Source organism: Corynebacterium sp. CCUG 65737 (assembly GCF_024454115.1).
GTDB lineage: Bacteria > Actinomycetota > Actinomycetes > Mycobacteriales > Mycobacteriaceae > Corynebacterium > Corynebacterium genitalium.
Genome location: NZ_JAGPZB010000023.1, coordinates 1 through 12,306, shown reverse-complemented (window position 1 = coordinate 12,306; position 12,306 = coordinate 1). Strand labels below are relative to the sequence as shown.

Genomic DNA, 12,306 nt, shown 5'->3' with positions numbered 1-12,306 from the left:
ATCTCCTCTGAAACCCAACCGGCCACAACAACCACCTCTCGATCGAAGTGGCGCATTCACCCATTGACAGTCCCGGGAGGCCACTCAGTTCATAGGCAGAGGTTCATGGACCAGGGGGCTGGGGGCCTGGATGCCGGGGCGCGACCTTGTAACCCAGGGCCCGCTACATCACCGCGGCTCGTGGCCGGACATCGCGTTGTCAGTCCCACGCACCTGAGTGTCCTTCAACGCCTGGTCGAAGGGGACTTCCGGGTGCGCCATGGCGTACTCGGTGAGGGCGCCGGCGCGGTCGAACTCGGCCTCAGCGGCGGGGTCCGGCTTGGTGGCCAGGGAGACAATGACCATGGCCAGAGTGGCCAGGATGAAGCCCGGAACCATTTCGTAGATCAGGCCAGATGTGGCCGGAATGGAACCCCAGATGAACACGGTCAGCGCACCGACGATCATGCCGGCCATGGCACCCGGCGCGGTGAGACGGCGCCAGAACAGGGACGCAATGATGACCGGGCCGAATGCGGAACCGAAACCGGCCCACGCGAAGCCGACCAGTCCGAGGATGGTCTCGGACGGGTTGGCGGCCATGAGAATGGCCACCAAAGCGACGATGACCACCATGACGCGGGAGGCGATGAGCAAGGTGCGCTGGGGCAGTTCGCGTTTGGTGAAGCCGCGGAACAGGTCTTCGACAAGGGCGGAGGAGGTGACCAGTAGCTGGGACGACATGGTGGACATGATCGCGGCGAGGACAGCGGTGAGCACCAGGCCGGCGAACAGCGGGTGGAACAGCACGCGGGTCATGTCCAGGAAGATCGTCTCGAAGCCTTCGCGGTCGGTGACGGAGTGCTGCGTTTGGCCGAAGAAGGATGCGCCGATGATCGCGGTGAAAACGGCGCCGATGTAGCAGATGCCCACCCAGATCAGGCCAGAGTTGCGGCCTGATCGTGCCTCGTGCGGGCTGCGCAGCGCCATGAAGCGGGTGATGATGTGCGGCTGGCCCATGTAACCCAGACTCCACGCTAGGTTGCCGATGATGGCGGCCGCGGAGACACCGGTGAAAAAGTTGAAGTAGTCCGGGTTGCCGGTTTCCCACGGGCCGTAGGGGTTGTCCAGCGGGTAGGAGAAGATGCCGCCGGGGTTGTCGATGGCGAATAGGGCCATGACCGGCACGATGATCAGTGCTGCGAACATGACCAGGCCCTGGGCGACGTCGGTGTAGGACACGGCGAAGAATCCGCCGACGAAGGTGTAGATCACCGTGATGGCGCCGACGATGAGCATGCCGGTCATGTAGTCGCCGTCGAAGGTGGACTCGAAGTAACGCCCGCCGGCGACCATGCCGGAGGAGACGTAGAACGTGAAGAAGAAGATGATGATCACCGCGGCGATGACGCGCAGGGCGCGAGTTTGATCGTGTGTGCGGTTTTCAAAGAAGCTCGGCAGGGTGATCGAGTTGTTGGCCACTTCCGAGTAGGCGCGCAGGCGCGGAGCGACCCACTGCCAGTTGGCCCACGAACCGAGAAAGAGGCCGATGACGATCCACAGCTCGCTCATGCCGGAGACGAACAAGGCACCGGGCAGACCCATGAGCAGCCAGCCGGACATGTCGGATGCGCCTGCAGAAATACCGGCGACGAACGGCGGCAGGTCGCGGCCGCCGATGACGTAGTCGCCATACTGGGTGGTGCGGCGCCAACCGTAGTAACCGATGGCGAGCATCAGGCCGAGGTAGATCACCAAAGCGATGATCATCCACGTACTTTCAGTCATGTGCGCTCCTTGAATGAAGTTTCGCAGCGGATAAAAAGCTTGGAATAGGATAACACACAGCTGAGTGCCTGAACTTTTCGCGCCTGCTCTGTTGGTCGCCCAGGGTGGTAGAAAAGAGGTTATGCCTAAATTCCTCCTCCACGGCCTGTGGCTTCCCGCCTCAGGGCTCAACCTCTGGGTTGAGCGTGTGGAGGGGCACAAGATTCTCTTGCCTTCGCAGGTTCCGGAAGGCACGTTCCCCCAGGTTGTGGAGTCGCTTATCGACGACTCACGGTTCCGCCGCCGCGACCCGATCACTTTGCAAACACCGAAGGGCCGGCAGGTGCAATTGAAGGTGCCCACGGCTGCGTTCTCGCCCGAGGAGACGGTGCGGTTTTTGAGCCAGGTGGCCATGCTGGATGAGCCGACGCCGGCCGCGACGGCGGCCCAGCGCGCCTCCATTGCCCCGGATCTGTACTGGATCATCCGTCTCTACACCGGTCTGACCCGGTTCGTCCGCGCCGGGCGGGTGAGCATCCGCGTGCGTCCTGACGACGGCATGTGGTTCCCCGAGTGGAAGTTGGGCACCGGGTTAGAGGAGCGCGGCTGGCTGGCGAACATGATCGCCGCCGCCCCAGGCGTGATCACGGTGAACAACTTGAACGTCGCGGAGGACGTTTCCACGAACCTGGTGCACTGGATCGCCTCCGGCTTGTTGGAGCATGTGCGCAGCGAACAACGCGTCTACCCGTGGCACGACTTTGCCGACGCGCTGTTGAAGTCCTCCCCGCTGCGGCGGGGTGGGGCGAGCGTGTCCAAGCAGATCGCGCACTGGAACGGCTCGATCACTGCGGTGAACGTGCAGCTGGTGTTCATCGTTGAGGAACCGGCGGACCCGCAGTGGTCTGATGCCGCCATGATGGTTGACGGATTGGGCGGGGAACTTAACGGTCAACCCGCGCCTGTGCAGTGGCCGGTGCGCGCCCAAGTCCGGTCCGGCACAGATGCGCCCCGGCCGATCCGCCTTGATGAGTTGGACATGTCCACCATGGCCAGCCTGCGCACCCAGCTGCGCAAGGCCGTCGAAGTGACGCCCTTGCTCGACCCAGAGCTGCACCCGCGCCACCCGGAGACCCCGCGCACGCCTCAAGACGGTGACTGGGACAGCTACCTCAGCACCGACGAGATCATGAACTTGGTCGGCCAGACTGCTTACGTTCTCGGCGGGCGCGGGATCAAGGTCATGCTGCCGCGGGCGTGGCAGCGGATGGAGACCACCGCGAAGCTCTCGGTCACCGAGCCTGCAGAATCGGAGCCGGGCGAGGTCAGCCGGTTCAGTTTCGACCAGCTGGTCGCCTACGACTGGAAGCTCTCGCTCGGCGACACAGAGCTCACCCCGGAGGAGATGTCCCAGCTGGTGTCCTCCAAATCCGGATTGATCCGTCTGCGGGGCCAGTGGGTGCTGGCGGACCAGGCGAGCCTGCGCAAGTCGCGCAAATACATTGAGTCCTTGACGGAGAAGGAGGTCGAAGACGGCCTGATCACCGCTGACGAACTGCGCCAGCTCGCGCTCGAGTCGGCGGCAGAGCAGGAGGCCGGCGGGCTGGAGATCGCCGGCGACGTTGACGCCCCGGGCTGGCTTCACGCGCTCGTCGGCGGCACTGACCGCCCCGCACCGGAACGCCAGCCCATTCCGGACACCGTGCACGCGGAGCTGCGCGATTACCAGCGCCGTGGCGTGGACTGGTTGTACTTCATGTCGCGCAACAAGCTGGGGGCCGTGCTTGCCGACGACATGGGCCTCGGCAAAACCCTCCAACTGCTCAGCCTGCTCGCCGTGGAGGCGGACCAAGGCCGCAAGACCGGCCCGACGCTGGTGGTCGCTCCGACCTCAGTGGTGGGCAACTGGGCCAGGGAGGCAGAGCGCTTCGTGCCAGGCATGCGCGTCGGCGTTCACCACGGCTCTGGCCGCCTCAAAGGACAGGAGCTCGTGGACGCGATCGGTGAGCTCGACGTGCTGATCACCTCCTACGGCATTGCCGGGCGGGACTACAAGACGCTCGGATTGGTCGAATGGGACCACGTTGTGCTCGATGAGGCGCAGGCGATTAAGAATACGGGGACGCAGGCGTCGAAAAGCGTGCGGGCAATTGGGGCGCGCCACCGCATTGCGCTGACCGGCACCCCGGTGGAGAACCGGCTGGCGGAACTGCGCAGCATCCTCGACTTTGTCAATCCCGGGATTCTGGGTTCGCAGGCGTTCTTCCGGAACCACTTCTCCAAAGTCATCGAGTCGCGCCGGGATGAAGCACTCGCCGACAGCATGCAGGAGCGCCTGCAGCGGCTCACCGGGCCGTTCGTGCTGCGCAGACTGAAGACGGATCCGGCGATCATTGAGGATTTGCCGGAGAAGACCGAGCAAGTGGTCACCGTCGATATGACCCCGGAGCAAGCGGCGCTGTACACCGCGCTGGTCAACGCAATGCAGAAGGAGCTGGAAAGCCGCACCGGCATGGCCCGCAAGGGGTTGGTGCTGTCCACGATCACGCGGATCAAGCAGATCTGCAACCATCCGGCGCACTACCAGGCGGACGGCTCGCCAGTGACGGACAAGGGCAAGCACCGCTCCGGCAAGGTGGCCATGCTCATGGAGCTGCTTGACCAGGCGATTGAGACCGATCAGCGGGTGCTGGTGTTCACCCAGTACAAGGCGTTCGGCGACATTCTCCAGCCGTACCTGAGCGACCGGCTGGGCCACGAGATCCCCTTCCTCCACGGGGGCTTGAGCAAGACGCAGCGCGACACGATGGTGGAGCGCTTCCAGGACCCGAACGGGCCCCGCGCGATGATCCTGTCTTTGCGTGCCGGCGGCACCGGCCTAAACCTCACCGCGGCGTCGATGGTGATTCACATGGACCGCTGGTGGAACCCGGCCGTGGAGAACCAGGCGACCGACCGCGCCTACCGCATCGGGCAGAACCGGAACGTGCAGGTGTACAAGATGATCACCCGGGGAACCATGGAGGAATCGATCCAGGACATTCTGGACGGCAAGCTGAAACTCGCCGGCGCTGTCGTGGGCGAAGGCGAAGGCTGGATCACCGAGCTGGGTACCGAAGAGCTGGCCACGTTGATGAGTTACCGCACAGCAGGGGAGGACTAAACCATGGCGCACCCGCAAGAAGGAAACGTTACCTGGGTCAACTTCGCGCAGCGCAAAAAGGTGACCAGTGCGGAAGAAGCGCGCAGCGAACAGGCTGAAGCCGGTGCTGAGACCGTCGAGGTGCCGTTCAAGCGCACCGCGCGTTCGCTGCGGCTCAACCCGGCAGCGGAGATCATTCTGCAAGCCGCTCAGCGCGGTGCCGACCAGGGGCGCTACGGCCGCGGCCGCAAGTACGCCGATGAGGGCAATGTCATCGAAGTCCGCACTGAGATCGGCCGCTTCACCGGCTCTGTCGCCGGCAGCCAAAACGAGCCGTTCACGACGATGATCTTGCTGCCGTACCGCGATGCGGACGCGATCCAACAAGCCCTGGAACTCATGGCGCACAATGCCAACGCGCTCAAGGCCGCCCGCACGGGACGCTTCCATAAAGAGCTGCTTAACGCCCTTGTTGCTGGAGACGGGGAGAAGATCCGCTTCCGCTGCGACTGCCCGGATAATTACGACGTGTGCAAGCACGGGGTTGCGGTGGCCATCAAAGCCGCGGAGCTTATCGACGCTGATCCCACCCTGATCTTTCGCCTGCGCAACCTCGACTTGAACACCTTGGAACAGCAACTGCGCACAACAGCTGGCGAGCGGGCAAAGCAATCTGCGGCTGAAGGCTCGGAGCAATTCTGGACGGGCCACGAGTTGCCGGATCTGCCACAACCGAAGACCGCCCCGATGATCGAGGATTCGGACTTGGATCTGCTGCACAAGGCGATGCAGACGATTTCTTTCACCAACATCGACCAGTTGCGGGCGGTGTCTGATCTGGAGGATCTGTACGACGAGATGACGCGCAGGTGAACGCCCCGCTCGCCAGTGCGTCCGAACGGATGTTCGGGGGTTGTGGTGGCGGTGTCCGGGTCGTTTGGTAGTTGTTAAGGCATGGGCTCGGGACAGGACTCCACACACGTAACCTTCATTCACACCTCGGACTTTCAATGGGGAATGACGCGCTGGTTCCTCGACGGTGAAGACAGCGACGCTCAATCGCGTTTTGAGGATTCCCGCCTGCGCGCGGTGGAGAAACTCGGAAACCTGGCCCGGGAGCACGGTGCGGAGTTCATCGTCGTTGCGGGTGACGTCTTCGACGCGAACGCGTTGAGTGAACGCACGATGGGCCGCGCCCTCGAAGTACTCGGCTCGCTGCCCGTGCCGGTGTTCCTGCTCCCGGGCAACCATGACCCGCTGCTGCCTGGCGCTGCGCTGGAACACGCCGCTCAGCTCAGCAATGTCACCGTTCTGGCAGATAGCACGCCTGTCGAGGTCCGCCCGGGCGTGGAGATCGTCGGCGCGCCGCTGCTGGCCCGCTACGCCAACGAGGACTTGGCCGCCCGTGCTCTTGCCCAGCTCGAACCGACTGACAGCGTCCGCATCCTCGTGGTTCACGGCCAGGCTGAAGGTAGGGGAGAGGATGACCCAGCTCTGATCTCACTGACCGGTCTGGAGCAAGCCCTGGCGAACGGAGTGGTCGACTACGTCGCACTGGGCGACACCCATTCTGCCCGACCAGTGGGTGCCAGCGGCCGGATCTGGTTTTCCGGTTCCCCGGAGACCACGGACTTTCACGACCGGCGCGGCAATGTGGCCGGGAATGAGGTGAACTCGGGGAAGGCGTTGGTGGTGAGCGTCGATAAGCGATCGGCGACCGATGTCGACGTCGATGTCAACGAGCATGCCGTCGGCGAATGGACCTTTGATGCGTTGCACTGGGAGGTCAGCGACGGTGAGGACGTGCGCCGCGTCATTGCGGAGCTGGAGGCGTACCCGCACAAGAGTCGCACCGCGGTGAAGTATTCCTTGGCGGGCACGCTCGGCTTGGAGGCGACGCGGGAACTCGAGGAAGGCCTGGCCGCGCAGCGCAATGTGTTCGGGGCACTGTATGAGCGCGAACGGCTCATGGACCTCCACCTCGAACCGAATGATGAGGAACTGGCCAACCTGCCGCTGTCCGGGTACGCCCGGGATGCCATGTCTGCATTGCTCGGCGCTGCCGAGACGAGCGATCCCCAAACCGCGCGTGACGCCGTCAACCTGCTGTTCCGTCTGAGCAAGGAGCCGAAATAATGCGCATTCACTCCCTGATCATTGACAATGTGCGCGCCGTGGAGCACCTCGAGCTGACTGACATCCCAGATACCGGCGTCATCCTCATCCACGGCGACAACGAGGCCGGTAAGTCGACCATCCTGGACGCGCTCGACGCGGTGCTGAACATCAAGCACACCTCCACGAAGATCCGGAAACTCAACCCGGTCGGGCGTGACGAGCTGCCGGAGGTGCGTCTCAACGCGACTGTCGGCCCCTACACGTTCGAGATCTACAAGCGCTTCGCCAAAGGGGCAAAGGGAAAAGCTGAGCTGAAGATCTTCTCCCCGCGGCCCGAGAACCTCACCGGTGAGCAGGCGCATAACCGTCTGAACGAGATCTTGGCGAACCATGTGGACCAGCAGCTGATGGACACCCTGTTCCTGCGCCAAGGCGCGCTGCCGGATGCGATCGAAGCAGCCGGGATCCCCACCTTCACCCGTGCGCTGGGAACGTCCCAGGGTGCCGGTGGCCAGTCTGCGCAAGAAGCGGAAGATTCCGGGCTCATGCGCCGCGTGGAGGAGGAGTACCTGCGGTACTTCACCAAATCCGGCAAGCCGACCAAAGACCTCAAGGAATCCGAGACAGCGGTTGAAGCCGCCGAGCAGAAGGTCACTGCCGCCGAGCAGCCCATGCGGGCCTACGAGACCGCGGTCGACGCGTATGCCCAGCACGGCGTGGACATGGCCGCCATCGAGGCCGAACTTCCCGAGGCAGAGCAGGCGCTGTCCCGCCGTGCTGCCGAAGCCGAAGCTGCGCGCGAACTCGCCGCCACACTCGCCGCTGCACAGGACAAGGCTGACCGTGCCGAAAAGGATCTCACACGCGCCAACGACGACATCGAATCCCGCCAGGCTGTCATCGCCGGTGTCGAACACGCCGAAGCCGCCCTCAACACCCTCAAGGAGCAGCACGAGCCGACCCGTGAAAAGGCTGACGCCGAAAGGAAGGCACTGGCCGAGGTGGAGAAAGCGCACGAGCAGGCCCGTGCGCACGCAGTCACCGCGCGGGACAACCTCGGGTCCGCTGAGCAAGCGCTTGCCGCGGCCAATGCACGGGCACGGGTGGAGGAACTCGACGGAGTTGTAACCCGTCTGGACGCTGTCGAGCAAGAGATCGCCCGCTTGGTCAAGGCGCAGCCGGAGCGCCGGGTCACAGATGCTGACGTCCGCGCGCTTGAGGATGCCACGAGTACCCTGACCGTGCAGCGCAGAATCGTGGAGTCGACAGCAGCACGGCTTGATATTGCCGGGCCGGCTGGCGCCGCATTCACGGTCAACGGTGAGGAGGTCTCGTGCGGTGGCACGGACTCCGTCGCGCTTTTCGACGGCACTGAGATCCGCATCTCCGACATCACCCTGACCTTCCGCGCCGCCGCCGGGACAGAGACCGCCACCACGGATCTGGACAACGTGGAAGCGGACGTCAACCGCCTGCTCGCTACGATCGGCTGCGAGGACCTAGACGGTGCCCGCCGCCTGCGGGATGAGCACCGCGAGTTGGCGGCAGCTCTAGAGGCCGCCCGTTCCCGTCGCGCCGACATCCTGGGTGGTGCTGAGGCTGACGAGCTGCGCGAGGAGCTGACCCGGCTGCGCGAAGCTGTCGCGACGCATGACGGCGAGATCCCCCCTGTCAACGAAGCGCAAGAAGCACTCGACGCGGCCCGCCGTGCCGATGCCGAAGCTCGCGACACCGTGGCGGACCTTGGCGCGAAGATGACCCCGCTGCGCGCGAAACCGCACACGCTGGCGCTGACGGAACTGGAGACCCGCATTGAAGTGCAGCGCGGCAATGTCGAAGCCGCACGCGCCCAGCTCGCCGCCGCACGCGAGAAGCTTTCCGACGAGCAGTTGGCCACCAATCGCGATACCGCGACCGCTGCGCAGACCGCCGCGGCGGCAGAGGCTAACGAGTTGAAGAAGCAAGTCGAACTGGTCGACCCAGAACACGCTGAGGAGCGCCTCCAGGGTGAACGCAACCGTTTGGACAATCTGAACCGGCGCCACCGCCATGCCCACGAAAGTCGTCTGCAGCTGCTGAGCACCGTTAACAGCGCCGACGGTGAAGCAGAGAACCTCGACCGCGCCCGCGCTGAACTGGAGACCGCGACCGTGCGCCGTGATGCGCTGCACCGCAAAGCGAACGCGGCGAAGCTGCTGCGTGACACGATGGTCTTTCACCGTGACTCTGCGCGCGCGAAGTACGCCGCTCCGTTCGCTCAGGCACTGCAGCGTCATGCGAGCCGCGTGTTCGGTCCCGGCACCGAGTTCACGCTCGACGACCAGCTCCGGGTGCAGGCCCGCACCGTTGACGGCACGACAGTGGACTTATCGGAGCTGTCCGGTGGAGCCAAAGAGCAGATGGCGCTGCTCACCCGCTTTGCCATCGCTGACCTGGTGGCCGCAGGGGAGCAGGGGACAACGCCCGTGCCAGTGGTCATCGACGATGCCCTCGGCGCGACCGACCCGAAACGCCTGGAGTCCATGAACGCTGTGTTCACCAAGGCGGGCGAAACAGCCCAGGTCTTCGTGCTCACCTGCTTCCCGCACCGCTTCGACCGCGTCTCGGCGGCGAAGACCGCGTCCATCCAGGAATTGAAAAGGTTCGCAAAGGGAAATTCTTAACCGGATCACAGTTTATAGTTTTTCGTATTAATGTAGAACGCCATGAAGGCAGAACAGCGCTGGCTTACCGACGAGGAACAGGTTCTGTGGCGTCTCATGCTGCAGGCCGCCCGCAAGGTCTCCCGTGTCATGGAGGACACGCTGCTCTGCAGTGCGCAGCTGTCGACGTCCGAGTACGCAGTCCTCGTGGCTCTCAGCGAAGCTGAGGGGGAGAGCCTGCGCCTGCGCGACTTGTGCACCGAGTTGGATTGGGACCGCTCGCGCACGTCCCACCAGATCACGCGCATGGAGCGCCGCGAATTGGTGTCGAAGGAAAAGAGCCCGGGTGACGCACGTGGTGTCTTGGTGCGCCTGACGGAGACCGGCCGGGACGCGCTCTACCGGGCAGTGCCGGACCACGTGGAAAGCGTCCGGCGCGTGGTATTCGACCACCTCAACACCGAAGACATTCCCGCACTCGAGCGGTTCTTCCAGGGTGTGATGGACGTCGAAAACGTGCCCGGCGGTAAGCGCCAAGTCCCGGACGGGCCGGTGGAGCTGACCTCAGGGTAAAACCCAGGGTCAATATCAGGGCAATCCCCGTTGTCGCAGGTGCCGCGAATGGGTTGAATGGGTCTTGTCAGCGTGAACAGCAGTTAACAACAACATCCACCCCCACCCGAGAAAGGAACCGCCATCATGACCTACCAACCCAGCCCCCATCCGCGTAACAACAAAAAGCTCGTGCGCTCCATGAACGACCGTTACATCGCTGGCGTGTGCGGCGGCATCGCCGAGACCTACAACATTGACCCGACGCTCGTGCGCCTCGTGTTCGTTGCGCTGTTCCTCGCGGGCATGTCTGGTCTGCTCATCTACATCATCTGCTGGATCGTCATCCCTAACGCTGAGCTGTACTAATCTCAGCGAAATACGCCAAGTGGTCCCCGTTGCCGACGCGGACGGTTGCACAACCGTCCACCCCGGCTGCGGGGACTAACACGTGGTCGATGTGCGAGCGCAGACCCGCGATGCCGTCCGTGGGCCATGTGCCCTCCGGGTAGCGGGAGCACATTCGTGCCGAGTCCTCCATTGGCCCCAAATCTGCCATGGGGCCGTGGCGCATGGTGGCGTTGAAGTCGCCGGCGATGATCGCCTTTTCATCGACGTTGGCATCGACCCAGCCCGCGATACTGTGCAGGTCTCCGCGCCATTGATCCATGATGCTGGGCAGTGGGGCAGTCGTGTGCACTGCCACGATTGTTGGCCCGGCTCCAGTCTGGAACGCGAGCGAACCCCACGTCGTCGGCGGGGCATCGACGGGCTCCAGGTTTCCGAGGTCGGGGTGCACCGCCATGCTCGTGGGTGCGATCCCGCCACCCTGCTCCGAGGTGAAGACACGCTCCGCGAAGGACGTCCCCGCGAACGCCGCTACCGCCTTGTCGTTGCTCGCCTCCGGAAGAACAACCACGTGCGGGTCAAAACGGTCGACGATGTCCTGCACGTCTGCGGCAGTCAGGGTGTCTTGGCTGTTGTAGGTGACCACCCGGAGCGTCGAAAAGCTTTCCGACGCCCCACTGTCAGAGGACATCTCCTGCGCGTGAAGAGAGCCCGGCAAAAGCGGCGGCACGGGTGCGGCGATGAAGCAGGCGGCGGCCACAGCCCAGACAAGCGGCGCCACGACAAACCGGAAGGCCCCAAGTACCGCCGCAATGACCGCGAGCCCGATGCCGAAAGCAATGGGGAAGGAGACTGCCTGAGCCACCACGACCCGGGTGCTGAGCCATTGCGAAATGCCCGCAGCCGGAAGGAACGCGAGTACGCACAGGAGTAACCCGGCGGCGGTGAAGAGCGCGGAAAAGACGAGCTTGCCGGTGCTGGGACGGGTGTGGGATTCCTGCATGGTCAGTCCTATTCGAAGTACGAGCAGATCTCAGGGTCGGTGAGGTATCCCTGTTGGCAGCCCCATTCAGCCTGCAATTCGCCGCTGGATGGGTTCGGGTTGCCGTATTCGTCGTACCCGTAACCGTTCACGGCTGCCCCTCCTGGGAGCAAACCAGACTGGCTTTCTTGCTCGAGATAGGAGGGCCCGTCGTTGGCGTAGAAGCAATAATCCGAATGTTCAATGGATCCGTCCGACCACAGCGCTGGCCCGGGCGTTCCTTCGAGACACTCGACCACGTGACGTACGGTGTCGCGGGAGACATTCTCCGGTTCCAGAGGCGCTGACGGCGAGTTCACAACGGTCGCGCTCGCACTTGTTGTGTGCGTTGTTGTGACAGTCGCAGTGACCTCGACTGGTTCGCTCTGCTCCGAGCTGCACCCGCTCACGCATAGAACACCCGCGAGGATTGCAGGTAACAACCGGTTCATTGTCTCTCCCGAGAAGTTAGGACTAGCGTCTGTCTTCTTCAATCTAGCGGGAGCCCATGCGGTTCATGCCCGATTAAGTCTCTCATCACCGGCGGTGCTAGAGTCAGGTGCGCTGCTTCAAGCAGTACGTCTTCGTAGCTCAGCGGATTAGAGCATCGGTTTCCGGTACCGAAGGTCGCAGGTTCGAATCCTGTCGGGGACACCACTGTGTCATCAGTCGCGACATTGTTGACAGATGAGTCGCGACATGGTGGACAAACCGGCGTCTTGGTGTTTATTTTTTCC

9 protein-coding genes and 1 tRNA gene are annotated in these 12,306 nt (G+C 63.6%); 7 read left to right on the top strand and 3 right to left on the bottom strand.

The features are described from left to right. Positions 1-168: 168 nt before the first annotated feature. Complete coding sequence (gene putP, locus KBX17_RS11185) at positions 169-1,767, bottom strand: sodium/proline symporter PutP (RefSeq protein ID WP_255996994.1); 1,599 nt, start codon at positions 1,765-1,767, stop codon at positions 169-171. A 121-nt stretch (positions 1,768-1,888) separates the two neighbouring features. On the opposite strand from putP, the gene KBX17_RS11180 reads away from it, so the two are divergent. From KBX17_RS11180 to KBX17_RS11155, 6 genes are all read left to right on the top strand, one after another. Continuing rightward, complete coding sequence (locus KBX17_RS11180) at positions 1,889-4,909, top strand: DEAD/DEAH box helicase (protein WP_256019885.1); 3,021 nt, start codon at positions 1,889-1,891, stop codon at positions 4,907-4,909. Between the two features lie 3 nt (positions 4,910-4,912). Then, positions 4,913-5,761 carry a hypothetical protein gene (locus tag KBX17_RS11175; RefSeq protein WP_256019884.1) on the top strand — a complete coding sequence of 283 codons (849 nt, stop codon included), beginning with the start codon at positions 4,913-4,915 and terminating at the stop codon, positions 5,759-5,761. 81 nt (positions 5,762-5,842) lie between these two features. Continuing rightward, positions 5,843-7,024, top strand: a complete 1,182-nt coding sequence (locus tag KBX17_RS11170) for an exonuclease SbcCD subunit D (RefSeq protein ID WP_256019881.1) — start codon at positions 5,843-5,845, stop codon at positions 7,022-7,024. Then, entirely contained in the window at positions 7,024-9,669 is a 2,646-nt protein-coding gene (locus KBX17_RS11165; RefSeq protein ID WP_256019880.1) for an AAA family ATPase, read from the top strand. The genes KBX17_RS11170 and KBX17_RS11165 overlap by 1 nt, the downstream gene beginning before the upstream one ends. A 42-nt stretch (positions 9,670-9,711) precedes the next feature. Then, a complete protein-coding gene (locus tag KBX17_RS11160; protein WP_256019878.1) occupies positions 9,712-10,221 on the top strand; it encodes a MarR family winged helix-turn-helix transcriptional regulator in 510 nt (169 codons plus the stop codon). 126 nt (positions 10,222-10,347) lie between these two features. Beyond that, positions 10,348-10,569: a PspC domain-containing protein gene (locus KBX17_RS11155; protein WP_256019877.1), complete on the top strand. Its 222-nt coding sequence runs from the start codon at positions 10,348-10,350 to the stop codon at positions 10,567-10,569. On the opposite strand, the gene KBX17_RS11150 is transcribed toward KBX17_RS11155, so the two are convergent. Together KBX17_RS11150 and KBX17_RS11145 are read right to left on the bottom strand one after the other, a co-directional pair. Further along, positions 10,550-11,551, bottom strand: a complete 1,002-nt coding sequence (locus KBX17_RS11150; RefSeq protein WP_256019875.1) for an endonuclease/exonuclease/phosphatase family protein — start codon at positions 11,549-11,551, stop codon at positions 10,550-10,552. The two genes, KBX17_RS11155 and KBX17_RS11150, sit on opposite strands and share 20 nt — an antisense overlap. 8 nt (positions 11,552-11,559) lie before the next feature. Then, positions 11,560-11,889, bottom strand: a complete 330-nt coding sequence (locus KBX17_RS11145; protein ID WP_256019874.1) for a hypothetical protein — start codon at positions 11,887-11,889, stop codon at positions 11,560-11,562. Positions 11,890-12,149: 260 nt separating this feature from the next. Between KBX17_RS11145 and KBX17_RS11140 the strand changes: the two genes are divergently transcribed. Continuing rightward, a tRNA-Arg gene (locus KBX17_RS11140) sits at positions 12,150-12,226 on the top strand. Positions 12,227-12,306 lie beyond the last annotated feature (80 nt).